Source organism: Parazoarcus communis SWub3 = DSM 12120, assembly GCF_003226565.1.
GTDB lineage: Bacteria > Pseudomonadota > Gammaproteobacteria > Burkholderiales > Rhodocyclaceae > Parazoarcus > Parazoarcus communis.
Genome location: NZ_QKOE01000001.1, coordinates 174,598 through 197,223, shown reverse-complemented (window position 1 = coordinate 197,223; position 22,626 = coordinate 174,598). Strand labels below are relative to the sequence as shown.

Annotated in this window: 18 protein-coding genes and 1 pseudogene; 11 read left to right on the top strand and 8 right to left on the bottom strand. The window is 62.4% G+C overall.

Annotated features, from left to right (window positions below; translation table 11 throughout):
* Positions 1 to 27: 27 nt before the first annotated feature.
* The 3 genes from DNK49_RS00880 to glnE form a co-directional block, all read right to left on the bottom strand.
* Positions 28 to 480, bottom strand: a complete 453-nt coding sequence (locus DNK49_RS00880) for a SixA phosphatase family protein (protein WP_110522432.1) — start codon at positions 478 to 480, stop codon at positions 28 to 30.
* A gap of 64 nt (positions 481 to 544) precedes the next feature.
* Positions 545 to 2,071, bottom strand: coding sequence for a CYTH and CHAD domain-containing protein (locus DNK49_RS00875; protein ID WP_110522431.1), 1,527 nt, complete (start codon positions 2,069 to 2,071; stop codon positions 545 to 547).
* A gap of 105 nt (positions 2,072 to 2,176) precedes the next feature.
* Complete coding sequence (gene glnE / locus DNK49_RS00870; RefSeq protein WP_207806853.1) at positions 2,177 to 4,861, bottom strand: bifunctional [glutamate--ammonia ligase]-adenylyl-L-tyrosine phosphorylase/[glutamate--ammonia-ligase] adenylyltransferase; 2,685 nt, start codon at positions 4,859 to 4,861, stop codon at positions 2,177 to 2,179.
* Between the two features lie 214 nt (positions 4,862 to 5,075).
* On the opposite strand from glnE, the gene DNK49_RS00865 reads away from it, so the two are divergent.
* From DNK49_RS00865 to tldD, 3 genes are all read left to right on the top strand, one after another.
* Positions 5,076 to 8,912: a YhdP family protein gene (locus tag DNK49_RS00865; RefSeq protein WP_243632225.1), complete on the top strand. Its 3,837-nt coding sequence runs from the start codon at positions 5,076 to 5,078 to the stop codon at positions 8,910 to 8,912.
* Between the two features lie 13 nt (positions 8,913 to 8,925).
* Positions 8,926 to 9,744: a carbon-nitrogen hydrolase family protein gene (locus DNK49_RS00860; RefSeq protein WP_110522428.1), complete on the top strand. Its 819-nt coding sequence runs from the start codon at positions 8,926 to 8,928 to the stop codon at positions 9,742 to 9,744.
* 72 nt (positions 9,745 to 9,816) lie between these two features.
* A complete protein-coding gene (gene tldD, locus DNK49_RS00855; RefSeq protein WP_110522427.1) occupies positions 9,817 to 11,256 on the top strand; it encodes a metalloprotease TldD in 1,440 nt (479 codons plus the stop codon).
* Positions 11,257 to 11,293: 37 nt separating this feature from the next.
* On the opposite strand, the pseudogene DNK49_RS00850 reads toward tldD, so the two are convergent.
* Positions 11,294 to 12,220: pseudogene (locus tag DNK49_RS00850) on the bottom strand (sigma-54 interaction domain-containing protein); the annotation flags it as partial.
* Between the two features lie 446 nt (positions 12,221 to 12,666).
* Between DNK49_RS00850 and DNK49_RS00845 the strand changes: the two are divergent.
* Positions 12,667 to 13,269 carry a bactofilin family protein gene (locus DNK49_RS00845; RefSeq protein WP_110522425.1) on the top strand — a complete coding sequence of 201 codons (603 nt, stop codon included), beginning with the start codon at positions 12,667 to 12,669 and terminating at the stop codon, positions 13,267 to 13,269.
* 130 nt (positions 13,270 to 13,399) lie between these two features.
* Here DNK49_RS00845 and DNK49_RS00840 read toward each other — a convergent pair whose 3' ends face one another.
* Both DNK49_RS00840 and DNK49_RS00835 read right to left on the bottom strand, forming a co-directional pair.
* The gene (locus DNK49_RS00840; protein WP_110522424.1) at positions 13,400 to 14,068 is read right to left on the bottom strand and encodes a lytic transglycosylase domain-containing protein; all 669 of its coding nucleotides are present in this window, start codon (positions 14,066 to 14,068) and stop codon (positions 13,400 to 13,402) included.
* Between the two features lie 3 nt (positions 14,069 to 14,071).
* Positions 14,072 to 15,817, bottom strand: a complete 1,746-nt coding sequence (locus DNK49_RS00835) for a proline--tRNA ligase (RefSeq protein ID WP_110522423.1) — start codon at positions 15,815 to 15,817, stop codon at positions 14,072 to 14,074.
* Between the two features lie 172 nt (positions 15,818 to 15,989).
* On the opposite strand from DNK49_RS00835, the gene DNK49_RS00830 reads away from it, so the two are divergent.
* From DNK49_RS00830 to coq7, 3 genes are all read left to right on the top strand, one after another.
* Positions 15,990 to 16,517 (top strand): RNA pyrophosphohydrolase, encoded by a 528-nt coding sequence (locus tag DNK49_RS00830; protein WP_110522422.1) that lies wholly within the window; start codon positions 15,990 to 15,992, stop codon positions 16,515 to 16,517.
* Positions 16,518 to 16,625: 108 nt separating this feature from the next.
* Positions 16,626 to 17,093 carry a CNP1-like family protein gene (locus tag DNK49_RS00825; RefSeq protein ID WP_110522421.1) on the top strand — a complete coding sequence of 156 codons (468 nt, stop codon included), beginning with the start codon at positions 16,626 to 16,628 and terminating at the stop codon, positions 17,091 to 17,093.
* Positions 17,090 to 17,710 (top strand): 2-polyprenyl-3-methyl-6-methoxy-1,4-benzoquinone monooxygenase, encoded by a 621-nt coding sequence (coq7, locus tag DNK49_RS00820; protein ID WP_110522420.1) that lies wholly within the window; start codon positions 17,090 to 17,092, stop codon positions 17,708 to 17,710. The genes DNK49_RS00825 and coq7 overlap by 4 nt, the downstream gene beginning before the upstream one ends.
* A gap of 42 nt (positions 17,711 to 17,752) precedes the next feature.
* Here coq7 and DNK49_RS00815 read toward each other — a convergent pair whose 3' ends face one another.
* On the bottom strand, positions 17,753 to 18,172 hold the full coding sequence (locus tag DNK49_RS00815) for an OsmC family protein (RefSeq protein WP_110522419.1): 420 nt from the start codon (positions 18,170 to 18,172) through the stop codon (positions 17,753 to 17,755).
* Positions 18,173 to 18,720: 548 nt separating this feature from the next.
* Here DNK49_RS00815 and rplM point away from each other — a divergent pair.
* The 4 genes from rplM (at position 18,721) to erpA (ending at position 21,202) form a co-directional block, all read left to right on the top strand.
* Positions 18,721 to 19,149 (top strand): 50S ribosomal protein L13, encoded by a 429-nt coding sequence (gene rplM / locus DNK49_RS00810; protein WP_110522418.1) that lies wholly within the window; start codon positions 18,721 to 18,723, stop codon positions 19,147 to 19,149.
* 10 nt (positions 19,150 to 19,159) lie between these two features.
* The gene (gene rpsI, locus DNK49_RS00805) at positions 19,160 to 19,552 is read left to right on the top strand and encodes a 30S ribosomal protein S9 (protein ID WP_110522417.1); all 393 of its coding nucleotides are present in this window, start codon (positions 19,160 to 19,162) and stop codon (positions 19,550 to 19,552) included.
* A 177-nt stretch (positions 19,553 to 19,729) separates the two neighbouring features.
* Positions 19,730 to 20,761 carry an N-acetyl-gamma-glutamyl-phosphate reductase gene (gene argC, locus DNK49_RS00800; RefSeq protein ID WP_110522416.1) on the top strand — a complete coding sequence of 344 codons (1,032 nt, stop codon included), beginning with the start codon at positions 19,730 to 19,732 and terminating at the stop codon, positions 20,759 to 20,761.
* A 90-nt stretch (positions 20,762 to 20,851) separates the two neighbouring features.
* Entirely contained in the window at positions 20,852 to 21,202 is a 351-nt protein-coding gene (gene erpA / locus DNK49_RS00795; RefSeq protein WP_110522415.1) for an iron-sulfur cluster insertion protein ErpA, read from the top strand.
* 101 nt (positions 21,203 to 21,303) lie between these two features.
* Here the strand turns inward: erpA and DNK49_RS00790 are convergent, their stop codons facing one another.
* Complete coding sequence (locus tag DNK49_RS00790) at positions 21,304 to 22,461, bottom strand: M23 family metallopeptidase (RefSeq protein WP_424444901.1); 1,158 nt, start codon at positions 22,459 to 22,461, stop codon at positions 21,304 to 21,306.
* Between the last annotated feature and the right edge of the window lie 165 nt (positions 22,462 to 22,626).

The following is a 22,626-nucleotide window of genomic DNA, read 5'->3' as shown; positions in this document are numbered from 1 at the left end:
AGTCTCCGGCGCGTCAGGCCGCGGGGCTCAGGCGAGATCGGCGGGAATGACGGCACGCAAGACGGTCTGGCTTTCGCCTTCACGCACGCGGTTGGTGAACCACCACAGCGCGCCTTTCTTGATAGTCCAGTCCGCTTCGATTCCTGACAGCAGCAGCGCAGCGAGGCGGCCGAGGCCGGGTTGGTGACCCACCAGCAAGGTGGCGCCCGTCGCGTCAGGCCAGCCGGAGGCGGCCAGCAGGTCGGAGACACCGCACTCGGGACCGAGTGCCGGCACGATCTCGAAGGCGTCGGTGAAGGCCGCCGCTGTCTGGCGTGTGCGCATGGTGGGGCTGGCAAGGACCCGCAGGCGTTTGGGGCGATGCTGATCCAGCCAGTCGGCCATCTTCCGCGCCTGTTTCAGGCCGCGCTCAGTCAGTTCGCGGGTGTGATCCGGGCTGCCATCCACGGCTTCTGCGTGACGCCACAACAACAAATCCATTCCATGCTCCAGGCCTGTGGGGGACAGCAGTGTAAGGGGGCGATCTTTCAGCAGCATGACGCGGTTATTTGCCCCGTTTCCCTTTCCATGGTGTCGGGCCCCATAGCAGCGGTTCGGTCTCATTCAGGACACGCCGGCGCAATTGGGCATAATGGGGGGCGTGCCAGCCGATGATGAAGGCAGCTGCGGCACGCAAGGCCCCGTCCTGACCCGCCCACGCCTCCAGTCGCCCGCGTGCAATGTCCAGGTCATTGAGGAAGCCGAGCGTTGTCTGCGCCTCGGTAACCTGCAGCAAATAACGTTCGACCTGTCGCCGTGGCCATAACCCGCCGAGAAACTCCAGACCATAGCGCAATTGCTTCATCGCGATCCGTAGCGCGTGCAGCCGGGTGGGGATCAGCGTCGCAGAAGCTTCGTGGCGACGGCGGGCGCGTTTGCGTAGTCGGTCCAGTTGTAGTCGGGCAAAGGTCCGCAGATCGACAGCCGCAATCAGGTTGCTGGTCGGCAAACGGTGCAGGGCCAGGTTGAGCTCGAGCAGCAGGCGCCCCTGGTCCGAATGCGCCAGGTTGTCCAGGGTGTGCTTGCGTGCGACGCGACGGGCGTCCGCGATGATGTCGAGCAACTGTGGCAGGCTGCTGTTCGGGCCGTCGGCCAGTCCGTCGGCAATGACCGGCTCGACCAGTTCTGCATGCAGGACATCAAGGTCGCGTGCCTCACCGAACCGGTTGGCGTTGTCGCGTAGTTGCTCCCCCCAGCGAGCGACGAATTCCGGCGGCAGGGCGGGGGCAAAGAGCTTGATCAGCGAACGTAGGCGACGCAGCGCCACGCGAAGCTGGTGAATGAACTCTGGTCCGTCGTGGCCTTCGGCTGCGGCAGCAGCGTTGGCTTGCCATTGGCGCAGGCAGGCGTGGGCAAGGCTGCGGAAGGCGTCGATGACCGAGATATCGGGCTGGAGAGCGACAGGTTCTGACTTGGCAGGTCGTACTGGCAGATCAAGGAACAGCTGGTAGCCGCGCTGCGCTTTTGAAACATCGCCCGGCATCAGCGGCAGCTTCTGTGCCAGCTCGCAAGCGAGCTCGAGCAGGTCGCTGGCCTTGCCTTCCACCAGTTCGAGTTCGAGCTCGCAGATGGGGTGTTTGCGGTCACCGACAATGACTTCGCCAGTGTCGATCATCATCAGGATGCACAGGCCCTCGCGCGGCGCATAACGCCGGGTTTCGCGGCGGAAGCGGGTCGTGAATACCGGAACCAGCGCATCCTGGTGTTGCGTCAGTACCTTGGCAACGTCGGCATGGTCGATGGCTGAAAAATCGAACTGGCTGGCGTAGGGTTGCTCCCATTCGGGACGCTGCGACAGCCCGCCCGTGGAGACTGCTGCACACTTGACCGTCTGCAGCCACTGCCGGCCCTGCTTGCGGGTGCGAACCGCAATCTTGCGAGCCTTGAGGGTCAACTCCGGGGTGTCGTAATAGGTGTTGTCCAGGGTGGTGGCAGCTCCCTCGCGGCTTGCCGAAGCCACCAGGGGGTGGCGTCGGAGCGCCGGCAGGGCGCGTGCCGGCAGGGTGAGCTTGAGTTCGATTTCCTGGGTCATGTGATTCGGCTCGGCAGGCGTGGCCCGCAAAGCTTGCTATAAGGATTCCTGATTCTAGCGGCCCTGAACCGGTGCGTCATGCTCCGGTTCATGACATGAAATATTTCAGTGGGTGCCAAACACCAGAGACCACAGCGCTTGAACGGGCTGGCGTGCTGTTGCGGCTTCCTCGGGTGCAACCCTCGATGCTTGTCCGTTCAGGCGTTGCCGGTGTTGAAGGTGGCGCATCTGACGATAGCTGTCGCCGCAGGCTTCGGCCAGCTCGGCGGGGATCAGCCCAAGCCCGGCAGCCATCTTCAGCAAGGCGATATTGCCAAGGTTGCCGGTCAGTTCCGGATGCTTCGAAGCGTAGCCGAGAACCAGGTACTGGATCAGGAACTCCACATCGATCAGTCCGCCGTGGTCGTGCTTGAGGTCGAACAGCGGGCTCTTGCCTCCGTGCGCGCTGCGCATCTTGTCGCGCATGGCCAGCACTTCGGCGCGTAAGCTGTCGAGCTTGCGCGGCAGCCGCAGGACTTCACAGCGGATGCGCTCGAAGGCTTCTCCCAAAGCCGGGTCGCCGGCACTGAAGCGGGCGCGGGTCAGGGCCTGGTGCTCCCACACCCAGGCCGATTCCAGCTGATATTTGCGGAACGCTTCCAGCGAACAGGCAATCAGGCCAGAGTCGCCGTTCGGCCGCAGGCGCAGGTCGGTTTCGAACAGGATGCCCGCCGCAGTCTGGCTTGACAGCCAGGTGTTGGTGCGTTGAGCGAGCCGGGTGTAGACCTCGGCCGACTCCGGCGCAGCGTCGTCGTACAGGAAAACGATGTCCAGGTCGGAAGCGTAGCCCAGCTCCTTGCCTCCGAGCTTGCCGTAGCTGATGACTGCGAACTTCGGGTCGTCACGGTGGCGGATCTTGATCTTGCGCCAGCATAGCGGGATGGTGAGTGCGACCATGATATCGGCCAGTGCCGACAGGTGGTCGGCCAGTTTCTCCACGGTCAGCAGGCCGGCGATGTCCTGCGTCAGCAGGCGGAAGGACTGGGCATGATGCTGTTCGCGCATCAGGTCCATCTGCCGTTCCATATCGGGTTCGATGGCGTCGAGCTCGGCTGCGAGTTCGGTGCGCAGGCGTTGCCAGTCTGGAGCGGCTTCTAGGTTGCGGCCGTCAAGCAGTTCGTCCAGCAGGATCGGGTGGCGGCCCAGGTACTGTGCTGCCCATCGTGAGGCGGCTACCAGGTCGACGACTCGACGCAGCGCCTGAGGGTATTGCTGCAGCAGTGCAAGATAGGCGCCGCGGCGGCTGATGCCTTCGAGTAGATCGAGGCAGCGGCTCAGCGTCTCATCCGGCCCGGCGGTGCTCGCAGCGGCTTCGACCACGCGGGGCATGAGGGCGTCGAAGCGGCTACGGATGTGATTGGGCAACTGCTGATAGCGGGCGCTGGCGCGTATGCTGGCCAGACGTGCAGCGGCGGCGACGGGGTCGCCGAAGCCAAGTTCCGCAAGGTGTGGAGCTGCCTGCTCGGTGTCTTCGGCGCTAGCCCAGATGGCGTCGAGCGAGTGCTGTTCTTCATTGGGATCGGCGAACACCGCGTCGAAGTGGTGGCTGACGACGGCACGATGGCGATCGAGTTCGGCAAGCAGGCTGACGTAGTCGGCAAAGCCCATGGCGCGTGCAATCAGCGCCTGGTCGGCCGGCGCGTCGGGCAGGTCGTGGGTCTGGGCGTCGTCAAGGTATTGCAGGCGGTGTTCGAGACGGCGCAGGAAGTCGTAGGCGGCACTCAGTGCGCTGACCGCCTCGGATGACAGGATGCCGCGTTCGGCCAGTCGGGCGAGGACCTGCAGGGTGGGGCGAATCTGCAGCGCAGCATCGCGTCCGCCCCGGATCAGCTGGAAGACCTGGGCAATGAATTCGATCTCGCGGATGCCGCCCGGCCCCAGCTTGATGTTGTTGGCGCGATCGCGGCGTGCAACCTCGCGCCGGATCTGCGCATGTAGATCGCGCATGGCATTGATGGCGCCAAAGTCGAGGTACTTGCGAAACACGAAGGGGCGGGCGATCTGCTCGAGTTCGCGCCAGCGTTCTCCAGTCAGTACGCGGGCCTTGATCCAGGCGTAGCGCTCCCATTCGCGGCCCTGGGTGATGAAGTAGTTCTCCAGCATGTCGAAGCTGCACACCAGCGGGCCCGAATCGCCATTCGGGCGCAATCGCATGTCCACTCGGAAGACCTGGCCATGCTCGGTGACTTCGGCCAGTGACTGGATCAACTGCTTGCCCAGGCGTTCGAAGAACTCGAAGTTGCTGATGACTTTCTTGCCGCCGGTGTCACCGTCGTCCGGGTAGACAAAGATCAGGTCGATGTCCGAAGAGACATTGAGTTCGCGCCCGCCAAGCTTGCCCATGCCGATGATCAGCAGTTCCTGCTCCCAGCCAGTGGTCGACAGGGGCTGGCCATAGCGCTGGACCATGGCCTCGCGCAGCACATCATGGGCGTGGCGCACGGCGACCTCGGTCAGCACCGTCATGGTTTCGGTGACTTCTGACAGGTTGGCGCGACCCGCCAGGTCGCGGACGATCAGATGGCAGATCACCCAGGTACGCAGCTGACGCAAGGTGGGGCGCAAGCGGGCTTCGTCGGCACCTTTGTCGGCGATGAATGTGCGCATTGCGTCGGCACCAAGGGCGTGGTCGATACTTGCCGCGAGGTCGCCGGCCAGCCACGGGCGACTGTCCAGCATGCGCTGCAGGAAGCGGGACAGGCCTGCAGCGTGCTGGATGACGTCCGGTAACACATTCAGGGTGTGGGACATGGGCATGGCACTCTTGAAGGTTGGTAGAATCCAAAGCTTTGTCCCCGTTGCGCTCCATGGCGTCCGGGGAAAGCCCAAAACCCGATTGTAGCCAAGCCACCTGCCTGCGGGCGCCGTCTGCAGCGTTTCACTGCATGTTGCCGGGCCCGGAACTATGAATACAGCGACCACTCCTGCCGACGGCTCCGTGTCCGCGCCGCAACCCGGCCGCAGGATGCATTGCTTGCGCCTGTTCGGTACTTTCCTGGTGCTGATGTGGTTCGTATTTGCCGTGCTGGTGCTCGGGCTGCGTTGGGTGGTGTTGCCCCAGGTCGGCGCCTATCGGGCCGAGATCGCCGCGGAACTGTCCCGCCTGAGTGGCCAGCCGGTCACCATTGGCGCGCTATCGGCAGACTGGTCCGGCTTGCGGCCAAGACTGCACTTGAGCGCCTTGAAGATGACCGATGCGGAAGGTCGCTCGGTGCTCGAACTGGATCGGGTGGATGCGACGCTGGCATGGTCGTCGCTGTTGCCATGGACGCCCTCCTTTCATCGACTGGAGATCGTTGGCCCGACGCTGGACATTCAGCGTGCTGCCGATGGCGCCCTGGTGGTGGCAGGGATGCGGACAGGGGGGGGCGGTGCTAACGGCGGCGGCTTGGACTGGCTGCTGGACCAGCGTCGTGTCGTGGTACGCGACGCGACACTGATCTGGCGGGATGACATGCGTCGGGCCCCTGCATTGACGCTGAGCGGGGTCGAATTCCTGCTCGAACGTGGTCTCCTGTTGCGGCGTTTCGCCTTGCGAGCACAGCCGCCTGCGGCGCTCGCCTCGATGTTGGATGTGCGTGGCGAGCTACGCCAGTTTGCGGTGGATCGGCTTGCCGAGACCGTCGGGCGTCTGTATGTCGGGCTGGAGCGTGCCGATCTGGGGGCCTGGAGTCCCTGGGTGGATTACCCGGTTCCTCTGAGTGGCCAGGGCGGCACCCGCTTGTGGCTGGATCTGGATGGAGCGGGTGGGGTCGAGATGCAGGCAAACCTTGCGCTCGAATCGGTTTCGACCACCCTGGCGGCAGACTTGCCGCCCTTGCACTTGAGCGAACTTCACGGACAGTTGTCTGCGCGCTATGCCTCCACCGCTGTCGAGTTGACCGCCAGCCAGTTGGCCCTGAGCACGTCCGATGGACAGCGCCTGGAGCCGACCGATCTGCGCCTGAGCGTTCGTCACGCCGACACGCGCCAACCCGGTGAAGGTCAGTTGCAGGCCAGCCTGATCGATTTTGCTGCGCTGGCCAGGCTGGCGGCGCATCTTCCGTTTGACGATGGAGTCAGGAGCCGGCTGGCCGCGTTCGATCCGCGCGGGCGGGTGCGTGATCTGCGGTTGACGTGGCGTGGTGAGGCAGCCACCCCTGAAAGCTGGAAGGTGTCAGCACGGTTTGAGGATATCGGCCTAAGCGCACGTGATGCGCTGCCTGGCGTGGGCGGATTGTCTGGCGAGATCAATGGTACCGAGCAGAGTGGGCGCTTCATGCTGGCCGGACGCAATACCCATATCGATCTGCCGGATGTGATGACTCACCCTCGACTGGTGTTTGCCTCGCTGAAGGCCGACGGCGGCTGGAGCCGGCGCGATGGCCGAGTTGAGATCAGCCTTGACTCGGCTGGCTTTGATAATGCGGATGCGGCCGGCACCGCGGCGGGCAAGTACTGGCCTGAGCCCGGCGGCGTGGGCGAGATCGATCTGTCGGCACGCCTGACCCGGGCTGACGGTGCTGCGGTGTGGCGCTACCTGCCGCGAGTGGTCAATCGTGATACGCATGAATGGGTGCGCAATGCGATTCGCCGTGCAACGGTGCCCGAGGCACGCCTGCGCTTGAAGGGACGCCTGGAGGATTTCCCTTTCCGCGATGGCAATGGGCAGTTCCTGGTCGCGATCAAGGTTGCCAAGGGACGCCTCGAGTACGCGCCTGACTGGCCGCCGATCGAGGATATCGACGGAGAGGTCCGTTTCGAGGGGCCGGGCATGCGCATCGAGGCGGTCCGCGGACGCATCTTCGGTGTCTTGTTGAGCAAGGTCAGCGCGGTCGTGCCGGATCTTGATGTGCAACCCAGTGAGGTCATGACGCTGACCGGGCGTGCGGCGGGTACCACCTCAGACTTCCTGCGTTTCGTCAGTGAGAGCCCGGTGAGTCGTCGGATCGACGGCTTTACCGATGGCATGCGTGCGGAAGGAAATGGCACGCTGGACCTCAAGCTGGTGATGCCGCTACGCAGCGTTGTCGATACCGAAGTGGTCGGCAGTTACCGTTTTTCGGGCAACCGGTTGTGGGTGGTCGAGGGCTTGCCTGCGCTCGAGCAGGCGGCGGGCAGTCTGGCGTTTACCGCCGACGAGTTGAGGATTCCCGAGGCCCGGGCGCGCTTGTTTGGCGAGCCGGTCAAGCTGGTGGCGAACACCGCGGCCGATGGTGGCGTCAAGTTTACCGTGAATGGCGGCATCGACATGCAGGCGGCTCGTGCTCACCTTGAGCTGCCGGTTCTGGCGCATCTGTCCGGGCGCAGCGGTTGGGGGGCGGAAATCGGCGTCGATCGAAGCGGCACGCAGGTGCGCATCCGCGCTTCGCTGGAGGGGGTGTCATCCAGTTTGCCGCACCCGTTCAACAAGGGGGCCGGCGAATCCTGGCCGCTTGAGTTTGATCTGGCTTATCCGGCTGGGGGAGGAGGGCGGTCGGTTCGGTTCTCCCTGTCAGATCGTCTGGCGGGGGCTTTGGTTCGGCGACCGGGTGAGGCGGGCTATCACGGCGGGGTGGGCGTCTTCCAGCCGGTGCGTCTTGCCGACAAGGGAGTGATGGTGGCAGCCAAGCTCGACCACATCGATGCCGATGCCTGGCGCAGGATACTGGACGAATCCTCGCAGGACGCGCCTGCAACCGGCAAGATCAGTGACGGTGGATTGGCGCTCGAGCTTGCCGGCGTTGCGCTGGAGGCGGGAAAGGTTCAACTGTTCGGTCAGGCACTCAACGCGTTGAACCTGCGCGCGCTGGCCGATGCTGGGGGGTGGCGGGCACGCCTGGATAGCCGTGAGGCCAAAGGCGAGTTTGACTGGCGCAGGGCCGGAGATGGCAACATCCACGCCCGGCTGTCACATCTGACGCTGGCAGAGAGTGACGATGATGCGGGGCGGCAGGGTGCTGAACCGGCGACCGATGCCCCCCCGCGTAGTCTGCCAGGTCTCGATGTTGTCATCGACAAACTCGTGCTCGGCGAGCGCACGCTTGGACGGCTTGACGTGCTGGCGCGCAATCGCGATGGAAGCTGGCATCTGGAGCGCTTTGCCTTGCGGCATCCTGAGGGAAGTCTGAGTGGCAGTGGCGTGTGGCAGACCCGTGGATCGGCGCGTACGGAGCTGGACTTTGTACTGACCACACCAAATGTGGGGCGCCTGGTCGAGGCGATGGGGCATGGAGAGGCCTTGCGTGGTGGTAAGGCGACCCTTGCCGGCAAGTTGCGCTGGCGAGGCGCGCCGACCCGCATCGACTATCCGACGCTGACCGGGCAGCTTGATCTTGATGCCGAGGCCGGACAGTTCCGCCAACTCGACCCCGGCGTCGGGCGCTTGCTGGGTGTGCTCAGCCTGCAGGCCTTGCCGCGTCGGATCAGCCTGGATTTTCGCGATGTCTTTTCCGAAGGATTCGCCTTTGATCGCATTTCCGGTAGCATCGAAGTGACTGCCGGGGTCATGCGTACCGAGGCGCTGGAGATCCGCGGGCCGGCGGCGCGGGTGCTGATGCGGGGCCAGGCAGATATCGCAGCGGAAACACAGGATCTGCGCGTCACTGTGCAGCCGACGCTGTCGGAGTCGGTGGCGATCGGGGCCGCCGCGGGGTTGATCAATCCGGTTGCGGGTGTTGTGACCTATCTGGCGCAGAAGGCGCTCAGCGATCCGATCGAAAAACTGTTTGCCTTCGAGTACGCCGTGACCGGCCGGTGGAGTGATCCGGTGGTCGAGAAGCTCGGTTCGCCAGCCGGACAGTTGATCCCGGGGGTGGGAGGCGCCGATAAATCCAAGCCATGAGGAATGCAGCACGATGACCGAGGCGAGTGCGGGCAAGTTCAGGATTGCTGCAATACAGACGGTATCCGGTCCCGAGGTCGAGGAGAATCTCGCGGTCGCAGCAGATTTGATCGCTCAGGCGGCTGGCGAGGGTGCCAGCCTGATTGCGTTGCCGGAGTACTTTCCGCTGATCTCCCCTGACGAGTCTGCCAAGGTACGTATCCGCGAAGCCGAGGGACGGGGTCCGATACAGGGTTTTCTCCGCGAGGCGGCACTTCGTCATGGCGTGTGGCTGGTCGGTGGTACCTTGCCGTTGGTGGCGCAGGCGGACGACAAGGTACGCAACAGTACGCTGGTGTTCGATGATACTGGCAGGTGCGTGGCACGTTACGACAAGATTCATCTATTCGGCTTCAGTCGTGGTGCCGAACGCTATGACGAAGCCGCATCGATCGAGCCGGGTGCGCAGGTGACGGGCTTCGATGCGCCGATGGGGCGGGTCGGGCTGTCCGTATGTTACGACCTTCGCTTCCCGGAGCTATTCCGTGCAATGGGGGCGGTCAATCTGATCATCCTGCCCGCTGCGTTCACTTACACCACGGGTAAGGCGCATTGGGAGGTCCTGCTGCGCGCGCGGGCGATCGAGAATCAATGTTATGTGATGGCCCCGGCACAGGGGGGGCAACATCCCGGCGGGCGGGTGACCTGGGGACACAGCATGATCATCGATCCCTGGGGCGAGGTGGTTGCGGTGCTGGAGAGTGGGCCCGGCGTGGTGCTGGCGGAAATGGACATCGACAGGATCCGCAATGTGCGCGAGAGCCTGCCGGCCTTGCGTCATCGCTGTCTATAGGCATATACAGGGTCTACAGGACCGAACCGGCGTTTGTGCGCGCAACGTGCAGGCGCCCTGACAGGAAAGAACATGAGCAAGAATGCGCTGAAGGTTGCCGATCGATTGCTGCTTTCGCCCTATGGGCTGGGAGACGCTGAACTCGAGAAGGTGTTCCGCAAGTTGATGCGGCACCAGATCGACTATGCCGACCTTTATTTCCAGTATCAGCGTTCCGAGGGCTGGAGTCTGGAGGAAGGGATCGTCAAGTCTGGCAGTTTCGACATCGAGCAAGGTGTGGGCGTGCGCGCCATCAGCGGCGAGAAGACCGCCTTTGCCTACTCTGACGATATCTCCCTTGATGCCTTGGTGGGTGCGGCGACGGCCACTCGGGCGATTGCCGACGCCGGCGAGCGGCGTTCGGTGGCCATCACGCCGCACAAGGTACGCAATCGCCTGTACCGCGCGGATGACCCGCTGGCCTCGCTCGACGATACCGCCAAGGTGAAACTGCTGGAGCGTCTCGAGGGCTTTGCCCGCGCCGAGGATGCGCGCGTCACTCAGGTCATGGCGCATATCGCCGGGTCGTGGGAGGTCGTGCTGGTTGCGCGCAACGACGGGCATATGGCGGCCGATGTGCGCCCGCTGGTCCGCGTGTCGGTGACGGTGATCATGGAGGATGGCGATCGCCGTGAGCAGGGTAGTGCGGGTGGCGGTGGACGCTACGACTACACCTATTTCAGTGACGAGCGTCTGCGCGACTATGCCCGTGCCGCGGTCCATCAGGCCAGTGTCAATCTTGAAGCGGGGCCGGCACCGGCTGGAACCATGCCGGTGGTGCTTGGACCGGGCTGGCCGGGCATCCTGTTGCACGAGGCGATCGGGCACGGCCTGGAGGGCGATTTCAATCGAAAGGGCAGTTCCGCGTTTTCCGACCGGATTGGTCAGCAGGTGGCGGCCAAGGGCGTGACCGTGGTTGACGATGGCACGCTGCCGGATCGCCGCGGATCCCTGTCCATCGATGACGAGGGTAACCCGACCGAGCGTACCGTGTTGATTGAAGACGGTATCCTGACCGGCTACATGCAGGACATCATGAATGCGCGCCTGATGGGGGTGGCGCCCACCGGCAACGGGCGGCGCGAGTCCTACGCGCATCTGCCGATGCCGCGCATGACTAACACCTACATGCTGAACGGCGACCGCGATCCGGCCGAGATCATCAAGTCGGTCAAGAAGGGCTTGTATGCGGTCAATTTTGGCGGTGGTCAGGTCGACATCACATCCGGCAAGTTCGTGTTCTCCACCGCTGAGGCTTACCTGATCGAGAACGGAAAGGTCACCCGTCCGGTCAAGGGGGCGACGTTGATCGGCAATGGCCCTGATGTACTGACCCGGGTGAGCATGATCGGCAACGACATGGCGCTGGATCCCGGCGTCGGGACCTGTGGCAAGGATGGGCAGAGTGTTCCGGTCGGGGTCGGTCAGCCGACATTGCGGATCGACGGCCTGACTGTCGGCGGCACGGCCTGACTCCCGGCCTGGAGTTTCCGCCGGAGATCCATGGGTTTCAGGCGCGAGGGTCCGACCCTGTGCGAAAGCGTGCGGGGTCGAGTTGGTGGCGTTGCAGCAGACGGTAGAACTCGGTGCGGTTGCGCGCGGCGATACGGGCGGCATCGGAAACGCGACCGGCAGTCAACTTGAGCAGCCTCACCAGATAGTCGTGCTCGAAACGGATCCTGGCCTCGGTGAAGTTGGGCAAGGGGCATGAGGTCTCGTCCTTGCGGGCCCCGAGTCCGACGCATGAGATCACGCCGCCTCGGCTGAGCGCGCAGGCGTGTTCAATCACGTTCTGCAACTGGCGGACGTTGCCTGGCCAGTCGGCCTGGCACAGTGCGGTCAGTGCGGCTGCGGATAAGCCGCTCAGCGGCTTGCCGTCGCGCTGTGCGATCTGTTTGACGAAATGTTCGGCCAGCAGCGGAATGTCTTCAGTGCGCTCGCGCAACGGAGGCAACTCGAGGCTTACCACCTTGATACGGTAGTACAGATCTTCTCGGAAGCGTCCGCAGGCGCGCTCCTGCTCCAGATTGCGGTGCGTCGCCGAGATGACCCGGACATCGATCGGGCGGTGATGGCTCGTGCCCACTGCGCGTACCGTGCGCTCCTGCAGCACGCGCAACAGCTTGGCCTGCAGGCTGACCGGCATGTCACCGATCTCGTCGAGAAACAGGGTGCCTCCCTCTGCGGCAGCAAACAGCCCCGGATGGCTTCCGGTTGCGCCGCTGAATGCACCGCGGACATGGCCGAAAAGTTCGGATTCCAGCAGACCTTCGGGTATGGCGCTGCAGTTCAGGGCGATGAACGGGGCGCGTGCGCGTTCGCTCTGCTGGTGGATGAACCGCGCCAACAACTCCTTGCCTGTCCCGCTTTCGCCCTGGACCAGTATGCTGGCTTCACTGCGTGCGACGAGTCTCGCCTGGTCGAGCAAAGTCAGCATCGCTTCGTTACGCGTCAGGATGCCGTGTTGCGCGGATGACGGTGTGTGACGGCGTGGCAAGGCCGTATGGACCGTCAGGGCTGCGGCGTCAGAATCGATACGCATGAGTTGGGCCCGCGGTTGAAGGGTTTTATCTGGTGATCCAGGCAGTTTAGGCGGCGGTGTCAGACGGACAGGTAAGCAAGTGCAAGCCGATGTTTCGATCAGGCGGGTGTTGCCGGGGCACGACAAATGAAATTGTATTTGAAGCAATGCTTTGCTGCGATCGGCCGTGATGCATGTCGTCATCAGGCGACGAATGTACCCGCATCGTGATCCGGATCATGCGATTGTTTTTGGAGGAAGTGTGCCAGTGTTTTGATTTTAAATGGTTTTAAACTGTTGGCATGCGCTTTGCAAGAATGGTTTGCCTCCGTCCGGAGGGTCATCACTTGCGAGGAGAAAGCATGTTCAACAAGTCCAGTCCGTTTTCCAAGGCGCCCGATCCGGTTGTGGGTCGCAGCCCTGTAAAGCCTGCTGTCCAGGCGCCTTCAGTTCCGGCTGGCGCGATGGCGGAGTCCGCAGCGGTGCTGTCGCCTGGTCACGACATGGCCCGTGGAGAATCCGTTGCCGGGAAAGGGGGGGCGGCAACACCGACGACAGGCATGGATGAGGGGCGTCCGAGTCGGCTCATTGTCGGTCCGGATGTCAAACTCAAGGGGGCGGAGATCCTGGATTGCGACACCCTGGTCGTCGAAGGGCGGGTCGAGGCGACGATGGACAGCCGGGTGATCCGGATTGCCGAAGCCGGTGCCTTTCATGGCAAGGTGGGTATTGATGTTGCGGAGATTCGCGGTAGTTTCGAAGGTGAGCTGACCGCCCGGCAGCAACTCATCATTCATTCCAGCGGGCGGGTCAGTGGCAAGATCCGCTATGGCCGGATTCTGATCGAGGAGGGAGGCGAAGTGTCGGGAGACGTACAGCCCTTGTCTGCCGCGGAAAAGACACGCTCTACGACTGAGGACAAGCGACCTGCCGAGCCGCGTCAACTGGCTGCGGTTTCCGCCTAGACCGCCGTTGGGCCAGTGTGTCCGGGATCGACCGCACGGTGGCGGGCGGCTGATCCCCGGACAGGGCCTGCCACCGATGCCGTGATCGCGGCCCGGCGCGCCCTCCGTGGTCTGGCGCCCGGTGGTGGGTTCAGTTGGGCTTGGCGCTCGCCTCGTCGGTATTGGCGGCGAGTCGGGCAGCCGACCAGCTCCAGTGCCGCTCCCAGGCGTTCCTGACCAGGTTGGGGTATTCGGCCTTGCCCAGGCTGCCGTTGTAGCGACCCAGTGCGCGGAACAGGTCACCTTTCTCGATATCCAGATAGTGGCGCAGGATGGTACAGCCGTAGCGCAGGTTGGTGCGCAGGTGGAACAGGTTGTCGTCTTCGCGGCCGATGACCTTGATCCAGAACGGCATCACCTGCATGTAGCCGCGCGCGCCCGCGGACGAGATGGCGTATTTGCGGAAATTGCTCTCGACCTGGATCAGGCCGAGGACCAGTTGCGGGTCCAGCCCGGCGCGCGTCGCTTCGTAATGAATCGAGGTGAGCAGTTCGGTGCGGTATGCGGCATCCGGAATGCGCCGCTCCAGGCGCCGCGACATTTCTGCCAGCCATTGCGCCCGCTCGCCCGCGTCCTGGATTGGCAGAATAGGCGCGGCCGCGTCGCTGACCGCCTGATGCAGCGCTGCACGCACGCTGGCGGCCAGCGGTTCATACTGCTGCGCACCCGCCAGTGCCTGGCTGGTTGAGGCGGCGAGTGCGGCGGCAAGCGCGCCTTGTACAAAGGCGCGCTTGAGCAGGACGGACAGCGCGTAACGCATGGTTCAGCCGCGCAGACGCGAGGCGACGAAGCTCGCGGCATCGACGGTGCTGAGCTTGATCTGCTCGCCGTCGCGACGGGCCTGATACTCGATGATGCCTTCCTTGAGACCGCGATCACCAATGGTGATGCGGTGGGGCACACCGATCAGCTCCCAGTCGGCGAACATGACGCCCGGGCGTTCGTCGCGATCGTCGAGGATGACATCGATGCCTGCTTTCACCAGGGTGTCGTAAAGCCGGTTGGCTTCGTCGCGTACTGCCTCCGACTTGCCCCAGCCTACACCGCAGATCACGACTTCGAACGGTGCGATGGCTGCCGGCCAGATGATGCCGCGTTCGTCGTGGTTCTGTTCGATGGCCGCTCCCAGGATGCGGGTGACGCCGATGCCGTAGCAGCCCATTTCGAAGTGCTTGGGTTTGCCATCGACATCGAGGAACGTGGCGTTCATCGCCTGCGAGTACTTGGTGCCAAGGTAGAACACGTGGCCGACCTCGATGCCGCGCTGGATGGCGAGTACGCCCCTGCCGTCGGGCGACGGATCGCCCTCGACCACATTGCGGATATCGGCAACGACATCAGGCTCGGGAAGGTCGCGTCCCCAGTTGGCGCCGGTGTAGTGGAAGCCTTCGTCGTTGGCACCGCAGATGAAATCAGCCATGTTGGCAACGGTACGGTCAGCGATGATGCGAACCGGTTTTTTCAGGCCGATCGGACCGAGATAGCCCGGCTTGCAGCCGAAGTGCTCGATGATTTCGGCTTCGGTGGCGAAGCGGAATCCGGCTTTCAGGCCGTCGATCTTGCCAGTCTTGACTTCGTTGAGTTCATGGTCGCCGCGCACCAGCAGCAGCCATACCGTACTCTTGATGATCTTGCCGTCCTCATCGGTCTCGTCGCTGGCCAGTACCAGCGATTTGACCGTCGTCTGCAGTGGTACCGACAGCAACTCGGCCACCTCGCCGCAGGTGGACTTGCCCGGGGTCGGGGTCTTGACCAGTGCAGTGGTGGCCGCTGAACGCCCGGGCAACAGGGCAAGCGCCTCGGCCAGTTCGATGTTGGCTGCGTAGTCGGAGTCCGGGCAGTAAACGATGGCGTCCTCGCCCGTTTCGGCGATCACCTGGAATTCGTGTGAGCGATCACCGCCAATGGCACCCGTGTCCGCGGCAACAGCGCGGTACTCGAGACCAATACGGTCGAAGATCCGGCCATAGGCGGCGTACATGGCATCGTAGCTGCGCCCGGCGGCGTCGACGTCGCGGTCGAAGGAGTAGCCGTCCTTCATCAGGAATTCGCGCCCCCGCATCACGCCGAAACGTGGGCGGCGTTCGTCACGGAATTTGGTCTGGATCTGGTAGAAGTTCTTGGGCAGCTGACGATAGCTCTTCAGCTCCTGGCGGGCGATGTCGGTGACGACTTCCTCCGACGTCGGCTGCAGTGCAAAGTCGCGGTCGTGGCGATCCTTGATGCGCAGCATCTCGGGGCCCATCTTGTCCCAGCGCCCCGTCTCCTGCCACAGCTCGGCGGGCTGGACCAGCGGCATGGTCAGCTCCATCGCGCCTGCACGGTCGAGTTCGTCGCGAATGATGGCTTCGACCTTGCGGATCGAGCGCAGGCCCATTGGCATGTAGTTGTAGATGCCTGCAGCAACCTTGCGGATCATGCCTGCACGCAGCATCAGCTTCTGGCTGACGACTTCGGCGTCGGAGGGGGCTTCCTTCAGGGTGAACAGGTGAAACTGGCTGGCGCGCATGAGTGTGAAGTGGGTGTGTGTTGGCGAATTTCGCGATTCTAGCTTACGCACCTGCAGCAAGGCAGGTTCTGCGCGCAGGGCGCACTCAGGAACCCCGAAACCGTGGCTGCTTTCAAAGTCCCGGCAAGTGTGAAAAAATCCATCCCAACCAAGACAATTTGAAGGTTTGATCATGCTCGACCGTGAAGGCTATCGCCCGAACGTCGGCATCATCCTTGTCAATACGCGAAATGAAGTGTTCTGGGGCAAGCGTATCCGTGAGCACTCGTGGCAGTTTCCGCAAGGCGGCATCAAGCACGGCGAGACGCCGGAGCAGGCGATGTATCGGGAATTGTTCGAGGAGGTCGGATTGCGCCCGGAGCACGTCAAGATCCTCGGCCGCACACGCGGCTGGTTGCGCTATGACGTTCCCAAGCACTGGATCAAGCGGGAATGGCGCAACACCTATCGTGGACAGAAACAGATCTGGTTTCTGCTACGACTGGTCGGGCGTGACTCGGATGTATGTCTGCGTGCCAGCAACCACCCGGAGTTCGACGCATGGCGTTGGAGCCACTACTGGGTACCCCTCGATGCCGTGATCGAGTTCAAGCGGCAGGTGTATCAACTGGCATTGACGGAGTTGTCCAGGGTGCTGTTCCGCTCCCGGCCTTGCGAGTTGCCGGAGTCCTACCGGCCCGAAGCCTCGCCACCCGCATGAGCGGGTGCGAGGGCGGGCACTGATGCAAGGGAATATCGAGTGTCGTATCTTTCTTTGTTGCGACGGCTGACGGTCGGACTGAGCTGTTCAGCCAGTTGCGCAACGGCCATGGCAGGCTTGCTGGTAGAGGCGGATCCCGAATGGAAGGAGGGCGAGTACGTCTTGCCCGCCGCACCTGCCGAGAAGGGGCTGCGTGCCTTCTTCGTCAGCAGCGCTTCGCCGAACCGGTTCCTGATTGACATGGAGACGCTCACGGTCGATTCGGATGGTGTGGTGCGCTACGTCCTCGTGGTTCGCTCACCCAGTGGGGCCGAGAGCGTCACCTATGAAGGCATCCGTTGCGCAACCCGCGAGCGCCGCATCTATGCCAGTGGTCGCAAGGACGGTAGCTGGTCCGAGTCGAAGAACAGTGCCTGGGCACCGATCGTGGAGAATTCCTACAATCGGCCACGGGCGGCCTTGGCTGGCGATGTGTTCTGCGACGGACCCGCGCCACCGCGCGACCGCCGTGAGGTTCTGCGCCGACTTGATGGCGCGCTCGATTTCATCAATCCAGTTCAGGGGCGACGTCCATGATCGATCAAGCCATTGTCCAGTTCGACCGTGCGTTGCGGACAGTGTTTGCGCCGGCACGTTCGATTCGGCCCATTCCCGGGGATGACGTACCGGACGCCCCACTGGATGACGCGCAGAAGCGCCATGCGGCGGCCTTGATGCGGATCAATCACTGTGGGGAGATCTGTGCACAGGCCTTGTACCAGGGGCAGGCGATGATGTCCTCCGATCCGGTCATCCGCAAGGCGCTGGAGCGTGCTTCGCATGAGGAGACCGAGCATCTGGCCTGGACCGAGCAGCGCATTGCCGAACTTGGCGGGCGCAAGAGTCTGCTCAATCCGCTGTGGTACGGCAGCTCGCTGGCCATCGGCATGCTGGCCGGCAAGTTCGGTGACCGCTGGAATCTGGGCTTTCTGGCTGAAACCGAGCGCCAGGTGGAGGCTCATCTCCACGGACATCTGGATAGCCTGCCGGCCGAAGACCGCAAGTCACGCGCAATCGTCGAGCAGATGAAAGCCGATGAGATCAGTCATGCGGACACCGCACTGAAGCTGGGTGGTCGCGAGCTGCCAACCCCGGTCAAGGCAGCAATGAAGCTGGTCTCCAAAGTCATGACCCGGACGGCGTATCACCTTTGAGGGTACGTCTGATGCGCCCCGTGCTTGGGGCGCACGCGTCTCTCACACTGCTTCGACGATCGTCCATTCATGGGTGATCTCGGCGGTCTTTGCCAGCATGATGGATGCTGAACAGTATTTTTCTGCCGACAGGTGAATGGCCCGCTCGACCGTTTCCGGCTTCAGGTTGTGTCCAGTCACCGTGTAGTGAAAGCGGATGCGGGTGAAGACCTTGGGGTCGGTCTCGGCGCGTTCGGCCTCCAGTTTGACCGAGCAGTCGCTTACGTCCTGACGGCTGCGCTTCAGGATCAGTACAACATCAAATGCCGTGCAGCCGCCTGCGCCGGCAAGCATCAACTCCATCGGGCGGGGTGCCAGATTCCGGCCGCCGGCTTCGGGGGCGCCGTCCATCGTCAGCAGATGCCCCGTTCCTGTCTCGGCCATGAAGGTCATGCCATCGACCCATTTGATGGTGCATTCCATGCTTGTGTTTCTCCGTGGTGATTGCTTGCGCACGACTGGTGCGTCGTGCTGCGATTCTACCCAAGCACGCTATCGGATGTGACGCCTTTGACTGTGCAGGATGTTGCTTTGCAGCATGATGAGAGGTGGATTGAACAAGCCTCTGCTGGGTATCCGTATATATCGACGTGTTTGCCTGGGTGAACCCGCCGCATCGAAAGGTGTTTTGAGGATAAGCAGGTCTAATGTATGAATTAGAATATTTATTGTGCAATGCACAAAAAGTTCTTGTGCTAGCCCGGAGGATGGGGAATAATCCGTCTCAGTCGGATCGCAGATGCGCTGCAGTAGCAGCCCCGATCCAAATCGGTGTCTCCTCCACCCTCCTCCTTTGGTGTGGATTTAACGCAGCCTCTCAGGGGCTGCGTTTTTTTTGATGCGCTTGCCCAGTTGGTGTCATTGCGATTCTTTTGTGGATATGCATTGACAGACAGGTGGCTAAATCTATAAGATTGCGAGCTTTCCGTTTGGTGGCCGGCACGCCAGGCCCGACAAGATCGAGGTTTCTAATGAAAACGTTTTCCGCCAAGCCGCACGAAGTACAGCGCGACTGGTTCGTTGTCGACGGCACGGACAAGGTGCTTGGCCGTCTTGCCTCCGAAGTGGCCCGCCGCCTGCGTGGCAAGCACAAGACCATCTACACGCCGCACGTTGATACCGGTGACTACATTGTTGTGGTCAACGTCGAAAAACTGCGTGTGACGGGTAACAAGGCGCAAGACAAGAAGTACTATCGCCACTCCGGCTACCCGGGCGGTATCTACGAGACCAACTTCACCAAGCTGCAGCAACGCTTCCCCGAGCGCGTGCTGGAAAAGGCCGTGAAGGGCATGCTGCCGAAGGGTCCGCTGGGCTACGCCATGCTGAAGAAGCTGAAGTGCTACGCAGGTGCCGAGCACCCGCATGCCGCCCAGCAGCCCAAAGTTCTCGAGATCTAAGGAGCCATAAATGGCTGTGACTTACAACTACGGTACCGGTCGCCGCAAGACCGCTGTGGCCCGTGTGTTCATCAAGCCGGGTACCGGCAACATCGTCGTCAACGGCAAGCCGGTTGACGAATTCTTCTCCCGTGAAACCGGCCGCATGATCGTGCGTCAGCCGCTGGTGCTGACGGGTAACGAAGGTCGCTTCGACATCATGGTCAATGTCGTCGGTGGCGGTGAGTCGGGTCAGGCCGGCGCCGTGCGTCACGGTATTACCCGTGCGCTGATCGATTACAGCGCAGAGCTCAAGTCGGATCTGCGCACCGCAGGCTTCGTGACTCGCGATGCACGTGAAGTCGAGCGTAAGAAAGTCGGCCTGCGCAAGGCGCGTCGTGCCAAGCAGTTCTCGAAGCGTTAATTTGCGCTTCTGGCTGCAGCAGAAAAAGCCGTCCCGAGGGGCGGCTTTTTTTATTACCGGGTTGGGCGCAGGGGTATGGCGTCCTGCATGATCCGCAATGTCATCGTTCGGTGATGTAGGTGAGCGGGCGGTGGTGCGATAATTGACTTCTGTTGCCGGGTTTGGCGAGGAGAGGACATGATCAAGGTGGGTGTGGTAGGTGGTACGGGATATACCGGCGTCGAGCTCTTGCGTTTGCTCGCGCGTCATCCGGGTGTTCAGCTGACGGCGATCACATCGCGAGGCGAAGCGGGTATGCCGGTTGCCGACATGTTTCCCAGCCTGCGCCGGCGCGTGGATCTGAAATTCGTTACCCCGCAGGATGCTGCGCTCGAGCAGTGTGATGTGGTGTTCTTTGCGACGCCGAATGGTATTGCAATGAAGCAGGCGGCCGAGTTGGTTGCGGCGGGTGTGCGTGTCATTGATCTGGCGGCAGATTTCCGTATTCGTGATATCGCGGAGTGGGAGAAGTGGTACGGCATGAGCCATGCTGCACCTGATCTGGTGGCAGAGGCGGTTTATGGTCTGCCTGAAGTCAATCGTGACAAGATCCGCACGGCACGAGTGCTGGCCAACCCGGGTTGTTATCCGACCGCGGTACAACTGGGTTTTCTGCCTTTGGTTGAGGCTGGGGTGGTCGAGTTGTCCAGTCTGGTGGCCGACGCCAAGTCGGGTGTGTCGGGTGCGGGGCGCAAGGCAGAGGTTCATACCCTGTTCGCCGAAGCGGCCGACAGTTTCAAGGCCTATGGTGTAGGTGGTCACCGCCATCTGCCCGAGATTCGGCAGGGGCTGGTAAGAATGGCGGGTGATCAGGCTGTCGGTCTGACCTTTGTGCCGCATCTGACGCCGATGATTCGCGGCATTCATGCCACGCTCTATGGGCGCTTGAGCAAGGATGTGGATCTGCAGGCCTTGTTTGAAACCCGCTTTGCCGGGGAGCCGTTTGTTGATGTGATGCCTGCGGGCAGTCATCCGGAGACGCGCTCGGTGCGTGCATCCAACATGTGCCGGATTGCAGTTCATCGTCCTCAAGGGGGTGATACTGTAGTCGTATTGTCGGTGATTGATAACCTGGTCAAGGGTGCTGCGGGTCAGGCTGTGCAGAACATGAACATCATGTTCGGGTTTGACGAGATGCAGGGTCTGGATATTGTGCCCGTCAGTCCCTGATTGGAACTTGTTGCAAGCTTGACGATCTGATTTTGACGTGAACGGGCGGAAGGCGCATGATGCGCCCCTGCGCCTGATTTAGGAGATGACATGAACGCAGCAGTTGAAACCCCCGACATCCTGGTATTTACCGACAGCGCGGCTGGCAAGGTTCGTGAGTTGATCGAAGAGGAAGGCAATCCGGCACTCAAGCTGCGGGTTTTCGTCAGCGGTGGTGGCTGTTCGGGTTTCCAGTACGGTTTCACCTTCGACGAAGAAGTGAACGACGACGACACCGCCTTCGAGAAGAATGGCGTGACCTTGCTGGTGGATCCGATGAGCTATCAGTATCTGGTGGGAGCCGAGATTGACTACACCGAGGGCCTTGAAGGCTCGCAGTTTGTGATCCGCAATCCGAACGCGACCAGCACCTGCGGCTGCGGCTCGTCGTTTTCGGCCTGACCGGTTTTCAGATGTTGATGTAAAAAGGGGCGCGGATGCGCCCCTTTTTTATGCAGTCCTGCATGTGATCAGCAGGACTGCCGGCTCAAGTGGAGATTTCTTCAGCGACTCGCGACCGAAGTTGGCTGATAGTTCAGCAAAGCCAGGCGCTGCAGCAGGGGGTCGGCGCTGCGCTTGAAGGCGGCAAGCTCCTTGCCTTCCAGGCTTTCGACCATTGGCAGGGCGATCTTCATTGGGTCGTGCGCAACGTTGTCGATACGGACTTCGTAGTGCAGGTGAGGGCCGGTGGACCAACCGGTCGAGCCTACATAGCCGATAATGTCCCCCTGGCTGACCGATACGCCTTGCCGAAGCTTGGGGGCGAAGCCATTCAGGTGAGCGTAGGCGGTGGAGAGCTTGCCCCGATGGCGCAGTACAACGAGATTGCCGTAGCCGCCTTGAACGCCAGCAAAACTGACGATGCCGTCGGAAGTGGCCTTGACCGGCGTACCGGTGGGGGCGGCGTAGTCAACGCCGTTGTGGTTGCGCCAACTCTTGTGAATGGGGTGGAGGCGACGGCCAAAGCCTGAGGTAACCCGTGAAAACTCCAGCGGCGAGCGCAGGAATGCCTGGCGCAGGCTGCGGCCGTCCCCGCTGTAATACTGATCCTTGCCGTCAGCGCCGCGATGAAGGACGACCACATGGCGTTTGCCCTGATTCACGAACTCCGCGGCAAGAATGCGACCGGGGCGCATGATCGAGGTCTCATCGATTGTGGATTCATACACCACGCTGAAGGTGTCGCCCTTTCGCAGATCGGTGTGGAAGTCGATTTCGGTGCCGAAAATATCAGCCAGACGGGTGGCGATGCTGTCTGGCAGGCCGACTGCGTCTGTTGCACCGAACAGCGAATGCCGGATGGTGCCGGTGCGCATTTCGACGATTGTGTCGACGGTAATGGCTTCCTGGGTCCGCAACTGGAAGCCTTCGCCTTCGGTGTCGCGCTCCATGGTGAAGCGTCCGCCGGATTGCGACAGGGGCAGGCTGAGGGAGGCGAGGCGGCCGTCGGCATGGACCAGTGCGGTGACCGACCGGCCGGCACGCAACTGGCGCATGGCCTGAGCGCCCTCCGGCGTGCTGCGGACGAAATTCAGGGCTTCGGCGTCATCGATGCCGAGGCGCGAAAAGATGCTCTGGATGGTGTCGCCCGGAAGGATCCGGTCGTCGTGCACAAAGGGCAGATTGGCTTCCGGCGCAACGCTGACTGCGGAGATCTGCAATGGCTCGACAACTTTTTGCGTAGAGGCCGGTGTGACCGACATGGCTTCGGGAACGACAGCTGTTGCGGCAACAACCCCCAGAAGGGAGAGGCTCGCGACACCCGCGATGAGCCACGGACGCTTGCTGCTAACGAGTAAGGACGGCAGTTCGGCTAGAATTCGGGT